At 62.2% G+C, this 16,555-nt stretch carries 23 protein-coding genes and 1 tRNA gene; 19 read left to right on the forward strand and 5 right to left on the reverse strand.

Features of this window, described 5'->3' with window-relative positions; genetic code table 11:
* Positions 1–12 precede the first annotated feature (12 nt).
* Genes hisH through hisF form a run of 3 tightly spaced genes read left to right on the forward strand, consistent with a single transcriptional unit; the run spans position 13 to position 2,230 of the window.
* Positions 13–675: an imidazole glycerol phosphate synthase subunit HisH gene (gene hisH / locus J2X09_RS10935; protein ID WP_204733454.1), complete on the forward strand. Its 663-nt coding sequence runs from the start codon at positions 13–15 to the stop codon at positions 673–675.
* A gap of 27 nt (positions 676–702) precedes the next feature.
* Positions 703–1,443 carry a 1-(5-phosphoribosyl)-5-[(5-phosphoribosylamino)methylideneamino]imidazole-4-carboxamide isomerase gene (gene hisA, locus J2X09_RS10940; protein WP_204733455.1) on the forward strand — a complete coding sequence of 247 codons (741 nt, stop codon included), beginning with the start codon at positions 703–705 and terminating at the stop codon, positions 1,441–1,443.
* 7 nt (positions 1,444–1,450) lie between these two features.
* Positions 1,451–2,230 carry an imidazole glycerol phosphate synthase subunit HisF gene (gene hisF / locus J2X09_RS10945; protein ID WP_204733456.1) on the forward strand — a complete coding sequence of 260 codons (780 nt, stop codon included), beginning with the start codon at positions 1,451–1,453 and terminating at the stop codon, positions 2,228–2,230.
* Between the two features lie 8 nt (positions 2,231–2,238).
* On the opposite strand, the gene J2X09_RS10950 is transcribed toward hisF, so the two are convergent.
* Positions 2,239–2,736: a LapA family protein gene (locus J2X09_RS10950; RefSeq protein WP_204733457.1), complete on the reverse strand. Its 498-nt coding sequence runs from the start codon at positions 2,734–2,736 to the stop codon at positions 2,239–2,241.
* Positions 2,737–2,855: 119 nt separating this feature from the next.
* Between J2X09_RS10950 and hisI the strand changes: the two genes are divergently transcribed.
* The 7 genes from hisI (at position 2,856) to tatC (ending at position 6,143) form a co-directional block, all read left to right on the forward strand.
* Complete coding sequence (hisI, locus tag J2X09_RS10955) at positions 2,856–3,245, forward strand: phosphoribosyl-AMP cyclohydrolase (RefSeq protein WP_204733458.1); 390 nt, start codon at positions 2,856–2,858, stop codon at positions 3,243–3,245.
* Between the two features lie 7 nt (positions 3,246–3,252).
* Positions 3,253–3,630 (forward strand): phosphoribosyl-ATP diphosphatase, encoded by a 378-nt coding sequence (locus J2X09_RS10960; RefSeq protein WP_204733459.1) that lies wholly within the window; start codon positions 3,253–3,255, stop codon positions 3,628–3,630.
* A 15-nt stretch (positions 3,631–3,645) separates the two neighbouring features.
* Positions 3,646–4,035 carry a DUF4870 family protein gene (locus J2X09_RS10965; RefSeq protein ID WP_204733460.1) on the forward strand — a complete coding sequence of 130 codons (390 nt, stop codon included), beginning with the start codon at positions 3,646–3,648 and terminating at the stop codon, positions 4,033–4,035.
* Positions 4,036–4,048: 13 nt separating this feature from the next.
* Positions 4,049–4,411 carry a histidine triad nucleotide-binding protein gene (locus J2X09_RS10970; protein WP_204733461.1) on the forward strand — a complete coding sequence of 121 codons (363 nt, stop codon included), beginning with the start codon at positions 4,049–4,051 and terminating at the stop codon, positions 4,409–4,411.
* Positions 4,412–4,526: 115 nt separating this feature from the next.
* A complete protein-coding gene (gene tatA, locus J2X09_RS10975; RefSeq protein ID WP_204733462.1) occupies positions 4,527–4,766 on the forward strand; it encodes a Sec-independent protein translocase subunit TatA in 240 nt (79 codons plus the stop codon).
* A gap of 88 nt (positions 4,767–4,854) precedes the next feature.
* Positions 4,855–5,349, forward strand: coding sequence for a Sec-independent protein translocase protein TatB (gene tatB / locus J2X09_RS10980; RefSeq protein ID WP_204733463.1), 495 nt, complete (start codon positions 4,855–4,857; stop codon positions 5,347–5,349).
* Positions 5,349–6,143, forward strand: coding sequence for a twin-arginine translocase subunit TatC (tatC, locus tag J2X09_RS10985; protein ID WP_204733464.1), 795 nt, complete (start codon positions 5,349–5,351; stop codon positions 6,141–6,143). Before tatB ends, tatC begins: the two co-directional genes overlap by 1 nt.
* Before the next feature lie 9 nt (positions 6,144–6,152).
* Here tatC and J2X09_RS10990 read toward each other — a convergent pair whose 3' ends face one another.
* Positions 6,153–7,301: a S1C family serine protease gene (locus J2X09_RS10990; RefSeq protein ID WP_204733465.1), complete on the reverse strand. Its 1,149-nt coding sequence runs from the start codon at positions 7,299–7,301 to the stop codon at positions 6,153–6,155.
* A 184-nt stretch (positions 7,302–7,485) separates the two neighbouring features.
* Between J2X09_RS10990 and J2X09_RS10995 the strand changes: the two genes are divergently transcribed.
* Both J2X09_RS10995 and pdxA read left to right on the forward strand, forming a co-directional pair.
* Positions 7,486–8,253, forward strand: a complete 768-nt coding sequence (locus J2X09_RS10995; RefSeq protein WP_204733466.1) for a Nif3-like dinuclear metal center hexameric protein — start codon at positions 7,486–7,488, stop codon at positions 8,251–8,253.
* 8 nt (positions 8,254–8,261) lie between these two features.
* A complete protein-coding gene (gene pdxA / locus J2X09_RS11000; protein WP_204733467.1) occupies positions 8,262–9,296 on the forward strand; it encodes a 4-hydroxythreonine-4-phosphate dehydrogenase PdxA in 1,035 nt (344 codons plus the stop codon).
* Positions 9,297–9,351: 55 nt separating this feature from the next.
* On the opposite strand, the gene mscL is transcribed toward pdxA, so the two are convergent.
* Entirely contained in the window at positions 9,352–9,780 is a 429-nt protein-coding gene (gene mscL / locus J2X09_RS11005) for a large conductance mechanosensitive channel protein MscL (protein ID WP_204733468.1), read from the reverse strand.
* Positions 9,781–10,018: 238 nt separating this feature from the next.
* Between mscL and petA the strand changes: the two genes are divergently transcribed.
* The 6 genes from petA to J2X09_RS11035 all read left to right on the forward strand — a co-directional run bounded on the left by petA (position 10,019) and on the right by J2X09_RS11035 (position 14,214).
* Positions 10,019–10,627: a ubiquinol-cytochrome c reductase iron-sulfur subunit gene (petA, locus tag J2X09_RS11010; protein WP_204733469.1), complete on the forward strand. Its 609-nt coding sequence runs from the start codon at positions 10,019–10,021 to the stop codon at positions 10,625–10,627.
* Positions 10,628–10,664: 37 nt separating this feature from the next.
* On the forward strand, positions 10,665–12,065 hold the full coding sequence (locus tag J2X09_RS11015) for a cytochrome b (RefSeq protein WP_204733470.1): 1,401 nt from the start codon (positions 10,665–10,667) through the stop codon (positions 12,063–12,065).
* 32 nt (positions 12,066–12,097) lie between these two features.
* Entirely contained in the window at positions 12,098–12,853 is a 756-nt protein-coding gene (locus J2X09_RS11020) for a cytochrome c1 (RefSeq protein WP_204733471.1), read from the forward strand.
* 112 nt (positions 12,854–12,965) lie between these two features.
* A complete protein-coding gene (locus J2X09_RS11025; RefSeq protein WP_204733472.1) occupies positions 12,966–13,577 on the forward strand; it encodes a glutathione S-transferase N-terminal domain-containing protein in 612 nt (203 codons plus the stop codon).
* A gap of 33 nt (positions 13,578–13,610) precedes the next feature.
* Positions 13,611–14,123: a ClpXP protease specificity-enhancing factor gene (locus J2X09_RS11030; RefSeq protein ID WP_204733473.1), complete on the forward strand. Its 513-nt coding sequence runs from the start codon at positions 13,611–13,613 to the stop codon at positions 14,121–14,123.
* Positions 14,124–14,138: 15 nt separating this feature from the next.
* Positions 14,139–14,214, forward strand: a tRNA-Thr gene (locus J2X09_RS11035).
* Positions 14,215–14,251: 37 nt separating this feature from the next.
* Here J2X09_RS11035 and J2X09_RS11040 read toward each other — a convergent pair.
* Positions 14,252–15,049: a serine O-acetyltransferase gene (locus J2X09_RS11040; RefSeq protein WP_204733474.1), complete on the reverse strand. Its 798-nt coding sequence runs from the start codon at positions 15,047–15,049 to the stop codon at positions 14,252–14,254.
* A gap of 71 nt (positions 15,050–15,120) precedes the next feature.
* Positions 15,121–15,411, reverse strand: a complete 291-nt coding sequence (locus tag J2X09_RS11045) for a DciA family protein (RefSeq protein ID WP_310308243.1) — start codon at positions 15,409–15,411, stop codon at positions 15,121–15,123.
* A gap of 79 nt (positions 15,412–15,490) precedes the next feature.
* On the opposite strand from J2X09_RS11045, the gene J2X09_RS11050 reads away from it, so the two are divergent.
* Positions 15,491–16,441, forward strand: a complete 951-nt coding sequence (locus J2X09_RS11050; RefSeq protein WP_310308245.1) for a M23 family metallopeptidase — start codon at positions 15,491–15,493, stop codon at positions 16,439–16,441.
* The last annotated feature ends 114 nt before the right edge of the window (positions 16,442–16,555 follow it).

Genomic DNA, 16,555 nt, shown 5'->3' on the forward strand with positions numbered 1-16,555 from the left:
GTTTCTAGCCCGATGAAACGCAAGACGGTCGCCGTGGTGGACTACGGCAGCGGGAACCTGCGCTCGGTATCGCAGGCGGTGCAGCACGTGGCGCAGGCGCAGGACGTGGAGGTGCTGGTCACCGCCCGTTCACAGGATGTGATGGACGCTGATCGGGTGGTGCTGCCCGGTCAGGGCCACATGGGGGACTGCATGCGCGAGCTCGCTGCCTCCGGGTTGCAGGATGCCGTGTTGTACGCGGCGGCGCACAAGCCCCTGTTCGGCGTCTGCGTGGGCATGCAGATGCTGCTGGACCGCAGTGAGGAGGGGCCGACCGATGGGCTGGGCCTGATTCCCGGTGAAGTGGTGCGCTTCCAGCTGGAAGGACGACGACAGGACGATGGAAGCCGGTTCAAGGTGCCGCAGATGGGGTGGAATCCGGTGTTTCACGCCCTGGGGCGCGGTGCGCCACACCCTCTCTGGCAGGGCATTGCGGACGGGGCTTATTTCTACTTCGTGCACAGTTTTTATGCACGCCCTGCGGCGGCGGCACACAGCGTTGGCGAGGCCGACTACGGCGGGCGCTTTGCGGCTGCCATCGCCCGCGATAATATTTTTGCCACCCAGTTTCACCCGGAAAAGAGCGCCGATCAGGGGCTGGCGCTCTACCGCAACTTTCTGTCCTGGAATCCCTGAGTCCATCCGCCCTCCATTCACACCATCATGCTGCTGATTCCTGCCATTGATCTGAAAGACGGCCAGTGCGTTCGCCTCAAACAAGGCGACATGGACCAATCCACGGTGTTTGGCGACGATCCGGCCGCCATCGCTCGCGGCTGGGTGGACAAAGGTGCCCGGCGCGTGCACCTGGTGGATCTCAATGGCGCTTTTGCAGGCAAGCCCAGGAATGAGCAGGCCATCCGCGCCATCCTCAAGGAGGTGGGGGCCGAAGTGGACGTGCAGCTGGGCGGTGGCATCCGCGATCTCGATACCATCGAGCGCTATCTGGACGCCGGGCTGCGTTACGTCATCATTGGCACGGCGGCGGTCAAGAACCCGGGCTTCCTGCAGGATGCCTGCACCGCGTTCGGCGGCCACATCATCGTGGGCCTGGACGCCAAGGACGGCAAGGTCGCCACAGATGGCTGGAGCAAGCTCACCGGCCACGAAGTGGTGGACCTGGGCCGCAAGTTTGAGGACTACGGCGTCGAAGGCATCATCTATACCGACATCGGCCGCGACGGGATGCTCTCTGGCATCAATATCGAGGCTACCGTGAAGCTCGCGCGGGCTTTGTCCATTCCTGTCATTGCCTCCGGCGGCCTGTCCAACCTGGAAGACATCCGATCCCTGTGTGCCGTGGAGGATGAAGGTGTCGAGGGGGTGATCTGCGGTCGCTCGATCTACAGCGGGGATCTCGACTTCGAAGCGGCCCAGCAACTCGCCGACGAACTCAACGGATAAGGCGTTCATGCTGGCCAAGCGCATCATTCCCTGCCTGGACGTGACCGGCGGGCGCGTCGTCAAGGGCGTCAACTTTGTGGAGTTGCGCGATGCCGGTGACCCGGTGGAAATTGCTGCCCGTTACAACGAGCAGGGCGCCGACGAACTCACCTTTCTGGACATCACCGCCACCTCCGACGGACGGGATCTCATTCTGCACATCATTGAAGCGGTCGCGTCGCAGGTGTTCATTCCGCTCACGGTGGGCGGTGGGGTCCGCACGGTGGAAGATGTGCGCCGTCTGCTCAATGCGGGCGCGGACAAGACCAGCTTCAATTCGGCTGCCATTGCCAACCCACAGGTGATTCGCGACGCTTCCGACAAGTATGGCGCCCAGTGCATCGTGGTGGCGATCGACGCCAAGCGCCGCCAGGGCAGCGATCTGGAGCAGCGTGGCGAGGGGTGGGACGTCTACAGCCACGGCGGTCGCAAGAACACTGGGCTGGATGCGGTGGCCTGGGCGTCGAAGATGGCCGATTGGGGGGCAGGGGAGATCCTGCTCACCAGCATGGACCGCGACGGTACCAAGTCGGGTTTCGATCTGGCTCTCACGCGCGCGGTGGCCGATGCTGTGAGCGTGCCCGTGATTGCTTCAGGTGGGGTGGGCAACCTCGATCACCTGGCCGACGGCGTGCAGCAAGGTGGTGCAGATGCCGTGCTGGCCGCCAGTATTTTTCACTACGGCGAATTCACGGTGGCCCAGGCCAAGGCTCGCATGGCCGAACGCGGGATTCCGGTCCGGCGCTGAACCGCTGGTCAGATGGAAGCGCTGCCACTGGGCGGAAGGCGTCGCTCCATCCGGTCCTCCAGTTCCCCGATGCTCGCGCTCAGCCCGTTGCCGTTCTGTTCGATCACCTGAGTGAGTGCTGCCTGGACCTGATCCAGTTTCGCGTGCAGCCTCTCGGCCAGCGCATCGTCGCGCGCCGTCGTTGCGATTTGCTCGCCTTGCAGGTACTGCCGCAACTCCGTGAACCGCGACGCTTCGGCCTTGTCGGCCAGCACGCGCTGGTCGGCGGCCTCGCGCGTGATGCGGCGCACCTCCATCAGATGCAGCGTCTGGTAGTAGACCAGCGCAGCCAGGAAAACCACGAGGACCAGGGCCAGCATACCCAGCAGCACCAGGCCCATGGGGGCCTGTACCTGGGTGAAGCCGAAATTGAGTGCCGTTGGTTGAAGGATCTGTTCAAAATTGAGGGCAACGAAGCCGGCGATGAACAGGATGAACAAGACCAGGAGCAGGGTGCGGATCTTCATGGTTTTCCTTGTTGTTGGAGGGCCCCGGCACTCTGCCGCAGAGCAGGGGTTGAGCCATCCTAACGGCATTCCGGTGGCGAGGGGTTTCAGGGCGTAAGGCCCATGGTAGATTCCTCCCCATGAACTGGCTGGATGAAGTGAAGTGGGACGCACAGGGTCTGGTGCCCGTGATTGCGCAGGAGGCCGTCTCTGGCGACGTGCTGATGTTCGCCTGGATGAACCGTGAGGCGCTGCAGAAAACGGCGGAGCTCGGTCGGGCGGTCTACTACAGCCGGTCGCGCAACCGGCTGTGGTTCAAGGGTGAAGAGTCGGGCCATGTGCAGACTGTGCACGACATTCGCCTGGACTGTGACAATGATGTGGTGCTGCTCAAGGTGACGCAACTGGGGCACGAACCCGGCATCGCTTGCCACACCGGCCGCCACAGCTGCTTCTTCCAGCGCTTTGAGGGTGGGCAATGGCATGCCGTCGACCCCGTGCTCAAAGATCCAGAGTCGATCTACAGGTAACCGATCCATGTCCAACACCGATGACCTGGTCCGTCTGGCCGCTGTCATAGAGAGCCGCAAACCGGCCAACGGCGGCGATCCCGACAAGAGTTATGTCGCCCGTCTGCTGCACAAGGGCCCCGACACCTTCCTGAAAAAGATCGGTGAGGAGGCCACCGAGGCCGTGATGGCCGCGAAGGATCTCGACCACGGGGGCGATCGCCAGAAGCTGGTGAACGAAACCGCTGACCTCTGGTTCCATTGCATGATCGCACTGGCGCACTACAACCTCAGCCCTGCTGACGTGATCGCGGAGCTGGTGCGCCGCGAGGGTCTGAGTGGTCTGGAAGAAAAAGCGATGCGCAAGGTATTGCAGCGGGAAGCCGCTGGGCCGGCCGCTGGCTGACGAGAGGAGGATCCCATGAGCGACATCATCGACGTCAAGGCGGTCGACAGCGAGAAGGCCCAGTCTCTCAAGACGGTTGGCTGGGTCAGCTACGTCCTGCACCTGATCGTCGCGGTGGGGGCCGTGTTGCCGGGGGCGCAGGCCAGCCCCGTGCTGCTCATCATCGCGCTGATCATTGACCTGGTGAAAAAGGGCGATGCCGAAGGCACCTGGCAAGCCAGCCATTTCTCCTGGCGTATCCGCACGGTGATCTGGGCTGCTGTGCTCTATCTGGTGACGCTCCCCCTGTGGCTGCTGCTGGTGGCGCCCGGATGGGTTGCCTGGTGCCTGATCTCCATCTGGTTCCTGTACCGCATCGTCAAAGGCATGGTGCGCATGAACGCCAGCCAGGCGATGCCCGACTGAACACCACGATCCCATGAGTACTCACGATCCCAACTGCATCTTCTGCAAGATCATTGCCGGCCAGATTCCCTCCAGGAAGGTCTATGAGGACGAAGACATCTTTGCGTTCCATGACATCAATCCTTGGGCGCCCGTGCATTTCCTGATGATTCCCAGGGTGCATCTGCCCTCCATGGCCCAACTGGGGCCCGAGCACGAGCGCGTGATGGGGCGGATCATGACCCTGGCGCCACGTCTGGCGCTCGAGCAGGGCTGCAATCCATACCCCGAAGGGGGATTTCGCATCGTGTGCAACAACGGTGCTGAAGGTGGGCAGGAAGTGCACCACCTTCACGTGCATGTGATGGGTGGCCCGCGTCCGTGGTTGCGAGGCTGACCGCCGTCTGGCGGGCTACGGTATTGGGCAGCGAGGGTGGCTGAACTCCCACCCGGGCTTAGAATCCCACGAACAGCGTCTTTTCGCTTCCTAATTTTCCAATCTGGAGTTGCTCATGGGTTCGTTTTCCATCTGGCACTGGCTGATCGTGCTGCTGATCGTGGTGATGGTGTTCGGCACCAAGAAGCTCAAGAACATCGGTTCTGACCTCGGCGGAGCGGTCAAGGGTTTCAAGGACGGCATGAAGGAGGGTGGGCAAAACCCCGCCGACAACGCCGCACCCGGTCAAGTCACCCAGGACGCCTCCCGCGCTGACAAAAACGCCATCGACGTCGAAGCCAAGCAGAAGAGCTGACAGCCTCCCGGCTGACTGCCCCGCCTTTCTGGCGCCATACACCCACGGGTGATTTTCGCCCCCACCACGCCTGCAAGATGGCCGACACATGATTGATCTGGGCATTTCCAAGCTCGCCCTCATCGGTGCGGTGGCGTTGATCGTCATCGGACCGGAGAAGCTGCCGCGCGTGGCGCGCACCGTGGGCGCGCTGCTGGGCAAGGCGCAGCGCTATGTGGCCGACGTCAAGGCGGAGGTCAGCCGCTCCATGGAGCTGGAAGAGCTCAAGAAAATGAAGGACTCGATGACCGAGGCCGCGCGCGACGTGGAGAATTCGGTCCAGAGCACGGCCAGCGACTTCGAGAAGTCGTGGTCCGAGGCCACATCTGGCCTCGATGGCCCGTCCACGTCGTACGACACGGGCAGTTCGATGGGCTCGCTCGAGACTCCGCCGGTCTACAAACACCCCAAGAAAAACTGGCGCCTCAAGCAGAAGGCGATGCCTCAGTGGTTCAAGGCCCGTACCGGCGTGCGGACTCGCACCCAGTCGGGTGCGGCCCGCGTGGCCCGCTTCCGGCCGCGTTCCTCTTCCACCCCCCGTTGATGTCCGACTCCAAAGATCCCACCGACGAGCTCGCCGGTTCCGAACAGCCGTTCGTGCAGCACCTGATGGAGCTGCGTGACAGGCTTCTGCGCGGCATCATCGGCCTCGCCGTGTGCATGGCCCTGCTGGCGCTGTGGCCCGGTCCGAGTGGATTGATCGACCTGATCGCGGTGCCGATCCGCGCTCACATGCCGCCGGACGCCAAGTTGATTGCCGTGGGCGTGTTCTCGCCCTTCTTCGTTCCCATCAAGGTGTTGGCCATGGCAGCGCTGCTGCTGTCGCTGCCTTGGTGGATGTACCAGGTTTGGGCCTTCGTGGCGCCGGGCCTGTACAGCCACGAAAAGCGCTTTGCCATTCCCCTGATCGTGATGGGCAGCCTGCTGGCGTATGTGGGTATCGCCTTTGTGCAGTTCTTCGTGCTGGACAAGATGTTTGGCTTCATCCAGAAGTTCACGCCGGCCAGTGTGGCCGCCACGCCGGACATCGCCTCCTACGTCGAAGCGATCCTGTCGCTCTATCTGGCCTTCGGCCTGGCGTTCCAGGTGCCGATCGTGGTGGTGCTGCTCGTCAAGATGAACATGGTGACCGTGCAGAAGCTCAAGGACTTCCGCGGGTACTTCATCGTGGTGGCGTTCGTGATTGCCGCCGTTGTCACACCGCCCGACGTGATTTCCCAGCTGGCGCTGGCCGTGCCGATGTGCCTGCTCTACGAGCTGGGCATCTGGGGTGCGCAGTGGTTCATCAAGTCGTCGGGAAAGACCGACGACGAAACCGAGCAGGAAACCGCTTCCTGAACGATCGGCTCAGCGAGGCAGCGTCTGCTGCCGTGGCAGGTTGCGCCGACCCGGCGTGACGTCCACTTTTGTTTTGCCTTCGCGCCGGACCACGTCGAGCGAAGTGGTTATACCCGGCGAGAGGTTGGCCACCGCCGACAGCAGTTGTGCCACGTTGTTCACCGGACGGCCCCCGACGGCGGTGATCACATCACCCGGGCGGATACCGGCCTGGGCAGCAGGCCCGTTCTGCAGCACACCGCTGATGATGACGCCCGTGCCCGGTTTCATGCCAAAGTTCTCGGCGAGTTCGGGGCTGAGGTCCTGCGGTTCGACGCCGATCCAGCCGCGCGTGACTTGCCCGTCCTTGACAATCGCTTCCATCACGCTGCGGGCGGTGGAGGTGGGGATGGCGAAGCCGATGCCCATCGACCCACCCGAGCGGGAGTAGATGGCGGTGTTGATGCCCATCAGCTGACCGCTCACGTCGACCAGCGCACCTCCGGAATTGCCCGGGTTGATGGCGGCGTCGGTCTGGATGAAATTCTCGAAGGTGTTGATGCCCAGCTGTGTCCGGCCCAGTGCGCTGACGATTCCGCTGGTCACGGTCTGGCCCACGCCAAAAGGGTTGCCAATGGCCAGTACCTGGTCGCCGATTTCCAGCGCATCGGAGTTGCCCAGGGTGATCACGGGCAAGTCGGTCAGGTTGATTTTCAGGATGGCCAGGTCGGTCTCCGGGTCGGTACCAATAACCTGGGCGACGGCCTTGCGTCCGTCGTTGAGAATGACCTCGATCTCGTCCGCTTCCTCGATCACGTGGTTGTTGGTCAGTACGTAGCCGGCGGGGCTGACGATCACGCCGGAGCCGAGGCCGCTCTGCTGTTGCGAAGGTGCCTGGTCACCAAAGAAAAAACGGAACCAGGGGTCGGCGCTCTGTGTGCCGGTGCTGGGCGCCTTGCTGGTGTTGATGCTCACCACGGCGCCCGATGCCGCACGGGCTGCCGCACGGAAGCTGCCGTTTCCTTCTACTTGCGGCACGGCGGTGCCAGATGCTGCCTCGAAGACAGGTACCACGGTCGTGCGCTTGCTCAGCCATTGGGGTTGCAATGTGTTCACCACAAACAGAGCCGCCACCAGCACGGTGACGGTTTGGGCGAACAGGAGCCAGAGACGTTTCATGGAGGGGCCAAAAGCGGGTTGAAGGTGCGGTGGGGCCAGGGCGTGTGGCCGATATTGTCCTGCAAATGGGCGGGTTCACCGCCGGCTTCAAGGGTCGGGTGGACTTCTTTCGATCGACGGAGCGGGTGTCAGAATGGAGGACCTGCCTCGCCCCACTCCTCACCCCATGTCTGCCATTCGCCCCATGTCCTCTGCTGTCTCCCGGGCCCAATTGGCCGACACCCTGGATGCCCTGCTGCAGCCTTCGCGTTTCAAGGACTATGGGCCTAACGGGCTGCAGGTAGAAGGCCGGGCAGACGTGCGGAAAGTGGTCAGCGGCGTCACGGCCAGTCGGGCCTTGATTGAAGCCGCCGTGGCGGAGGGTGCCGATGCCATTCTGGTGCACCACGGCTTGTTCTGGCGTGGGCAGGACGGCCGGGTCACAGGCTGGATGAAGCAGCGGCTCGCCTTGCTGCTGGCGAACGACATCAATCTGTTTGCCTACCACCTCCCTCTGGATGCCCACCCAGAGTTGGGCAACAACGCCCAGCTCGCCCGCCATCTGGGGGTGCGGATTCTTGCCGAGGAGCAAGGGCGGTTCGGCGACCAGTCGCTGGGTTTCATGGGTGAGCGCGACTGCAAGTCTGCCGCTGCGCTGGCCGACCATGTGGCAAAGCGCCTGGGGCGTGCTGTCACGCTCGTGGCCGAGCCCGACCGGCCCTTGCGCCGCGTGGCCTTGTGCACGGGCGGCGCCCAGGGCTACTTCGAGGCCGCGATCGCGGCTGGCGCGGATGTGTTCATCACCGGCGAGATATCCGAGCCTCAGGCGCACTACGCGCGCGAATGCGGCGTTGCCTACATCGCCTGTGGTCACCACGCCTCGGAGCGCTATGGGGCTCCAGCGGTCGGCGCACATGTGTCGTCCCAGCTCGGTCTGGAGCACATGTTCATCGACATCGACAACCCCGCCTGAGGCCCCGCATGTCCACTGCTCATCCAATTCCCATCGTCGTGAGCATGGGTGATCCGGCTGGCATTGGCCCGGAAATCATCGCCCGGGCGTTCCGTGAGCGGCCTGCGCTCCAGCAACAGGTAGTGGTGGCGGGCGATGTGGCCGCGATGCAGCGCGCGCTACGCACGACCGCTTCCGGGCCGGCATCCGCCGCAGACGCCCTGATGCTGGCCGAGGTGGAGGTGTTGTCGGCCTTCGGTACCGTTCCACCGGGTTGCGTGCCGGTGATCCAGGCCTGCTCGCTTCTGCGGCCCGTGCCCCTGGGCCGGGTGAGTGCCGAGGCGGGCAGGGCGGCGGCTGATTGCATTCGCTGGGGCGCCCAAGCCGTTCTTTCCGGGAAGGCGAGGGCGTTGGTCACGGCGCCGATCCACAAGGAAGCGCTGGCGGTGGCAGGCGTCGATCACCCCGGGCACACCGAGATGCTGCAGGCCCTGGCGGCGTCGCACCTGGGCGTGCCCGTGTCAGAGCTGCCGGTGCGCATGATGCTCAGTTGTCCGGGACTGAGCACGGTTCTGGTGAGCATCCACGTGTCGCTGCGGCAGGCGCTGGAAGCGGTCACACCCGAGCAAGTACTGGAGACCATTCGCATCACCGACGCGCATTTCCGCCGCACAGGTTTCGATGCACCTCGCGTCGCGGTTGCCGGATTGAACCCGCATGCCGGCGAGGGTGGTCTGTTTGGCCGGGAGGAGATCGAGGCGATCACCCCCGCTGTCGAGCAAGCGAGGGCAGCCGGAGTGCTGGTCAGCGGGCCACATGCACCCGATACCGTGTTCATGCGCGCGCGGCAGGGGGCCTTTGACGTGGTGGTCGCGATGTACCATGACCAAGGGCTGATTCCCGTCAAGCTGCTCGGCCTGGAGCATGGCGTGAACACCACACTGGGCCTGCCCTTCGTCCGTACCAGCCCGGACCACGGAACCGCGTTTGACATCGCCGGAACCGGACAGGCCAGCCCCACCAGCCTGCTGGCTGCCATCGACGCCGCGCTGGCAGCCACCTGAAGAAAAAACGCCGCAACCCTTGCGGGTCCGGCGTCTTCACGGGTGCGGCCGGCGGCTACTTGCGCAGGCTGTCGCGAATCTCGCGCAGCAGGACGATGTCTTCAGGTGTCGGTGGCGGTTCGGCCGGAGCGGCAGGTGCCTGGCGCTTGAGGCGGTTGATCTGCTTGACCATGACGAAAATGATGAACGCCATGATGGTGAAGTTCAGTGCCACGGTGATGAAGCTGCCATACGCGAGGGTGGGTACACCAGCCGCCTTGAGCGCGGCGAGGGTAGGGGCTGTGCCCTCTGGAACCTTGGCCAGCGGAATGAAGAGGTTGGTGAAATCGAGGCTTCCGAAGATGGAGCCCACGATCGGCATGATCACGTCTTCCACCATCGAAGTGACGATCTTGCCGAAGGCGCCGCCGATGATGACGCCCACAGCGAGGTCGATCACGTTGCCCTTGACGGCAAATTCCTTGAATTCCTGCAACATGCCCATGAGGTCCTCCAGTTGACGGGTGGTTGTCGGGCCCGGGCGAAACGGGCCGATGTGCTTGCGATCCAGGGATGATTCTCACACAGTCCCCTGGCACCGATAGCCTCCCGGCTGCAGGCTGGGATCGCTGGGGAGCAATAGCCAAGTCACACACCCCGACAAGCGGTAAAGCCCCTTGACTGCTCCAGTACAATGCCGGGTTGTCCCCAGTGTCCCGTCTCGACTCCATTGAAAGATCCCCATGAGTGAAGCAACCGCAGGCGCGACTGTTGATCGCAGCCGCAGAACCTGGCTGATCACCTCCTGCGCCATGGGTGGTGCCGGAGCAGCCGCAGTCGCCGTTCCCTTCGTGAGCACTTTTCAGCCGTCTGAGCGGGCCAAGGCTGCCGGTGCTGCCGTAGAGGTGGATATCTCGGGCATCCAGCCTGGCGAGAAAATCGTCGTCGAATGGCGCGGCAAGCCAGTATGGATCCTGCGCCGCACTCCGGAGCAGTTGGCTGCTCTGGAAGGGCTCGACGGCCAGCTGGCCGACCCCAATTCAGACCGCACGGCCTACCCGACGCCTGCGTACGCCAAGAATCGTCACCGCTCCATCAAGCCCGAATATCTCGTGACGGTAGGTATCTGTACCCATCTTGGCTGCTCCCCTGGCGACAAGCTCACCCCTGGGCCCCAGCCTTCGCTGCCAGACGACTGGAAGGGTGGTTTCCTCTGTGCCTGCCATGGCTCCACGTTCGATGTGGCTGGCCGTGTCTTCAAGAACAAGCCCGCACCCGACAACCTCGAAGTGCCGCCGCACTACTACCTGTCCGACACCACCTTGCTGGTGGGCGAAGAGAAGCAGGCCTGAGCGGCGCTGGCAGACAACGGATCACAGAGGCACCCCCATGGCTGAATTCAAAGAAATTTCCCCCGACGCACCGATCGGTCAGAAAGCACTGAACTGGGTAGACAACCGGTTCCCCCTGTCCAAGCTGTACAAGGAGCATCTCTCCGAGTACTACGCGCCCAAGAACTTCAACTTCTGGTACTTCTTCGGCTCGCTGGCCCTCTTGGTGCTGGTGATCCAGATCGTGACAGGGATCTTCCTGGTGATGCACTACAAGCCGGACGCCAACCTGGCGTTCGCCTCTGTCGAGTACATCATGCGCGACGTGCCGTGGGGCTGGCTGATCCGCTACATGCACTCCACCGGTGCTTCGGCGTTCTTTGTGGTGGTGTATCTGCACATGTTTCGCGGTCTGATCTACGGCAGCTACCGCAAGCCCCGCGAGCTGGTGTGGGTCTTCGGTTGCGCGATCTTCCTGTGCCTCATGGCCGAAGCCTTCATGGGTTACCTGCTGCCGTGGGGCCAGATGTCCTACTGGGGCGCCCAGGTGATCGTCAATCTGTTCTCGGCCATTCCCTTCGTCGGCCCCGACCTCGCTCTGCTGATCCGTGGTGACTTCGTGGTGGGTGATGCCACCCTGAACCGCTTCTTCAGCTTCCACGTGATCGCCGTGCCGCTGGTGCTGCTGGGTCTCGTGGTTGCGCACATCATCGCGCTGCACGAAGTGGGATCCAACAACCCCGATGGTGTCGAGATCAAGGCCAACAAGGACGCATCTGGCAAACCGCTCGATGGCATCCCGTTCCACCCGTATTACACGGTGCATGACATCCTGGGTGTTTCCGTCTTCCTGATGGCGTTCTCGGCGATCATCTTCTTCGCACCGGAGTTCGGTGGCTACTTTCTCGAGTACAACAATTTCATCCCGGCCGATCCGCTGGTGACTCCGCTGCACATCGCGCCGGTCTGGTACTTCACGCCGTTCTACTCGATGCTGCGCGCCATCACCACCGAAATGATGTATGCCCTCGTGGTCATCGTCGTCATGGCGGCGGTTCTGGGAGCGGTCAAGGCCAAGGTGTCCGGTGCTATCAAGGCCGGTATCGTGATCGCCGCGCTGGTGGCGGTCGCGCTGATGCTGTCCATCGATGCCAAGTTCTGGGGTGTTGTCGCCATGGGCGGCGCCGTCATCATCCTGTTCTTCCTGCCATGGCTCGATCACAGCCCGGTCAAGTCCATCCGCTACCGCCCGACCTGGAACATCTGGCTGTACACGGTGTTTGTGATCAACTTCCTGATTCTTGGCTACCTTGGGGTGCTCCCGCCGTCGCCCATCGGCGAGCGTGTGTCCCAGGTTGGTACGCTGTTCTACTTCGGCTTCTTCCTGCTGATGCCCTGGTGGAGCCGCCTCGGCGAATTCAAGCCGGTGCCCGATCGCGTCACGTTCCAACCCCACTGAACCCCACAGAGCCAATCCGGAGAGTCAAGCAAATGAAAAAAATTCTGATGGGCTTCATGCTGGCCCTGGGCCTGTCGGGCGCTGCGTTGGCCGCAGGCGGTGGCATTCCGCTGGACAAAGCGCCCCAGCGCACCAATGACATGGCGGCCCTGCAAAACGGTGCCAAGCTGTTCGTCAACTACTGCCTCAGCTGCCACTCAGCGGCATTCATGCGCTACAACCGCCTGCGCGACATTGGCCTGAACGACAAGCAGATCGCCGAGAACCTGACCTTCACGACCGACAAGATCGGCGACACGATGAAGGCGGCGATCGACCCTCGCCAGGCCAAGCAGTTCTTTGGCGTGAATCCGCCAGACCTCACGCTGATCGCTCGTTCGCGCTCCAGCAGCGCTGGTACGGGTGCCGACTACGTCTACACGCTGTTGCGCACCTACTACCGCGATGAAACCAAGCCCACGGGCTGGAACAACCTGGCTTTCCCGAACATCGGTATGCCGCACCCGCTGTGGGAGCTGCAGGGAGAGCGCCGGCCTGTGCACGAGAAGGTGATGAGCCACGGCCATGAAGTGGATCGGGTGAAGGGTTGGACCCAGGTCAAGCCTGGCACGATGACTGAAGCCCAGTACAACGACAACGTTGGCGATTTGGTCGCTTACCTGCAGTGGATGGCCGAGCCTGCGCAGAACTCTCGCGTGCGCATCGGCATCTGGGTGATGTTGTTTCTGGCCGCATTTACCGTCGTGGCCTGGCGTCTGAATGCCGCTTTCTGGAAAGACGTCAAATAATCTGATCAGGAAGGGAGTGGTCTGCTGAAGGCTGCTCCTGTTGTTCCACAGTGGTTGGCAGTGCCTGCGGGCATGTTGGCAGCCACTGTTTTTGTTTTAAGGAGACTCCCTCATGATGGTCTTGTATTCGGGCACCACCTGCCCTTACTCCCACCGCTGCCGTTTCGTGTTGTTTGAAAAGGGCATGGACTTCGAGATCCGGGATGTCGATCTGTACAACAAGCCCGAAGACATCAGCGTGATGAACCCTTACGGCCAGGTGCCCATCCTGGTCGAGCGCGATCTCATCCTCTATGAGTCGAACATCATCAACGAGTACATTGATGAGCGATTTCCCCATCCGCAGCTGATGCCCGGTGACCCGGTGGACCGCGCGCGCGTGCGCCTGTTCCTGCTCAATTTCGAAAAGGAGCTGTTCACGCACGTTTCCATGCTCGAATCGCGCAGCTCCAAGGGCAACGAGAAGGCGTTGGAGAAGGCTCGCGCGCATATCCGTGATCGCCTTACCCAGCTCGCTCCGGTGTTTCTGAAAAACAAGTTCATGCTGGGTGACAACTTCTCCATGCTTGATGTGGCGATTGCACCCTTGCTTTGGCGACTGGACTTCTATGGCATCGAGCTCAGCAAGAACGCCGCCCCGTTGCTGAAGTACGCTGAACGGATCTTCTCGCGCCCGGCTTACATCGAGGCGCTCACGCCGTCCGAGAAAGTGATGCGCAAGTAAAAGGCAGCCTGCTCCTCGGAGCGGCTCGACGTCATGAGCGAACCGGAAATCCCTTCCACTCGGCCTTACCTGATCCGTGCACTGCATGAATGGTGCGCCGACAACGGTTTCTCTCCCTACATTGCGGTGCAGGTGGATGCGTCGGTGCGGGTGCCGATGGAGTTTGTGAAGAATGGTGAGATCGTGCTCAATGTCAGCATGGAAGCCACCAGTTCCCTGAAGTTGGGCAACGAGTTCCTTGAGTTCAAGGCCCGCTTTGGTGGCGTGGCCCGCGAGATCATCGTGCCTGTCAGTCACGTGATCGCGATCTATGCGCGTGAGAACGGTCAGGGAATGGCGTTCCCCGCTCCGCAGGTATCCGGTGCGGGGGTGGATGCCGCTGTTGTGTCGGATTCACCTGCTGGCGCGGATGTACCCGCAGACGCTCCCGCGAGGGGGCCGCTGCGTTCCGTGCCCAGCGAGGGTGCCGCGGCCGGTGACCCACCGGAACCGCCCCCGGGCCCTGGGCGGCCGGGCGGTAGGCCCCAACTCAAACGGGTCAAGTAGAATTTTTGCCTTACTGCCGCTTTAGCTCAGTTGGTAGAGCAATCGCCTTGTAAGCGATAGGTCGTCTGTTCGAGTCAGACAAGCGGCACCACTAACGATGGGTGTCAGACGGGGTGTCTGCCCCGATATCAACGGTCGGCTTGAGCCTGAGCGACTGATTTTTTGGCGGGTGGTGTTGGCGTGTGCCGATGTTGCCGGCTTTTGATGCGCGCCGGGACGCCCACCGCGATCGAGTTTGAGGGCACGTCTCGGACCACCACCGAGTTCGCGCCGATCAGCACGTTGTCTCCTACCTGGATGCGGCCCAGGATCTTGGCTCCTGCTCCGATGTCCACGTTGTTGCCGAAGACCGGTGCGCAGGGATCCTCGACGCGCGCCAAACCAACGACCACGCCCGTGCGAATTCTGCAGTTGTCACCAAACGCCGAAAATCCGCTGATCACGATACCGCCAAAGTGCTCGATGACAAAGTTCTTTCCTACAGGGACTTCACAAGGAAGCTCGACACCGGTGGCCATCTGCACCGCCTTGTAAAGCACCTTGTACATGAGCGAAAAGGGCTTGCGTACGATGGCTGGTCGGATTGTGTAGCGCCAGCGCCCGAAGCGGTAGACCACCATCACCCAAAACCCCTGCGCCCCCCACTTGCGGCCATGCGCTTCAAAGTCAGCGCGAATATTCTCAAACATCAAGTATTTGGGGTCGAGGAGAAAGAAGGTCTGGTTCGGAAGAGCCGTGGCACAACTTTGGCAGGTGGAAGAAAAGATGCTATCAAATTTCAGACAAATCTTGACGAAAGGAAGTGTTTCGGCAGGTAGTCCAACAGTGAGCACCTCTCCAGAGCGCTCACATGACTGACGGCGTCCGAGTTGTTTGGAGATGGTCAGAATTGCTTGGTTCCAGCAGGTGCGGCGCAAAGTGTGCAATTTGCGCGCCAGCGATGCACAAGTCTGTGCCGAAGTGGTCCCCGAACCGCCCACATGCCCACAAGCCGCGCCTATCGTCCCGATGTTTGAACTTTGATGCGGATTGCGTTAACCTGCGCACCCCTCTGGGTCAAAGTCTGCTGAAGGGTTGGCAGCAACTGGCGCAGCTTGGTGGAGGCGGCCGTGCTTTTCACCAGCAGACACCATTCCTGGTCCTGCAAGGGACCTGGCTGCACCTGTAGGCGCAAGCTTGACGGTATGAGGTGTTGTACCTGGTCCAGGCACCAACGGGATTCCTTGATGCGCTCCTGAAGCGCGGCGAGCGTCGGCGCGGCCCCCACGGCCTGCTCGAGACTGAGCATGGAATGGTGGGGTCGGGGAGCGGTAGACATGGAATGAAGGTCGTTCGGGTCACCCCGGAGCGCCAGGAAAGGTAGAGCAGTGCACATCATTATCACGGACGCATGGCTGGCAAGAAGCCGGGCCATGCATCTCAGCGGGCTCACGCTGGTCGGCGTGGGTGTTCTCGCGTCGGTGCTGTTGATGCTCGGCGCTATCACGACCTATCATTGGGTGTTTCTGGAAGGCGTGAGACAAGGCTGGCCTGGTTTTGCGCCGGTTGCCCGGCTGGTGCATCAGGACGAGGCCAATTCACAGAACGCCTATGTGCGAGCCAACCTGGATGCGATGGCTCGCAAGCTGGGCGAAATGCAGGCTCGCATGGTGCAGATCGATTCGCTGGGCGAGCGGGTGGCCGGTCTGGCGGGATTGAGCCCAGCGGAGTTCAAGACAACACCTGGCGCCGGTGGCGCGCTGGTGGGTGGGCGCGACCTGACCATGGATGAACTGATGAGTGCGCTGGACAGGATTGACCAGAACAGTGGATCGCGGGTCGACTGGCTGACGGTGGTCGAGTCGCGTCTGTTCGACCAGAAAATCCAGAGCACCATGGTTCCAACCGAAAAACCGGTCAGGGATGTGCAGGTGGGATCCCCCTTCGGCTTCCGAATCGACCCGATCACCGGTCGCTCGGCTCTGCACACGGGTTTGGACTTTCCGGCCGATCCGGGCACGCCAATTCTCTCGGCGGCCGGCGGTGTGGTGGTGGTGCAGGAATACCATGCCGCGTACGGCAACATGGTCGAGGTGGACCATGGCAATAACCTCATCACGCGGTACGCCCATGCCTCCAAGGTGCTGGTCAAGAAGGGTGACATCGTGAAAAGGGGCCAGAAGATCGCCGAGGTGGGTACGACAGGCCGCTCCACAGGGCCACATCTCCACTTTGAGGTCTGGGTGTCGGGTGTGCCCCAGGATCCCCAGCGCTTTCTTGCGGCAGGTGAAAGCATGGCCGTTGCCAAGGCGCCGGGCGGAGCTCTCCGCAAGCATTGAACAGGCCTTGGGTGCGACGGGTAAAATGCGCGCTTTGCTCTTGAAAGCCCCACGTTCGTCGGCACATCACGGGTAGTTTCCCGTCGTTTGCTCTCCCGGGTTCGAGAGAGTTCT

Origin of the sequence: Hydrogenophaga laconesensis, assembly GCF_031457235.1 — a bacterium.
Classification (GTDB): Bacteria; Pseudomonadota; Gammaproteobacteria; order Burkholderiales; family Burkholderiaceae_C; genus Hydrogenophaga; species Hydrogenophaga laconesensis.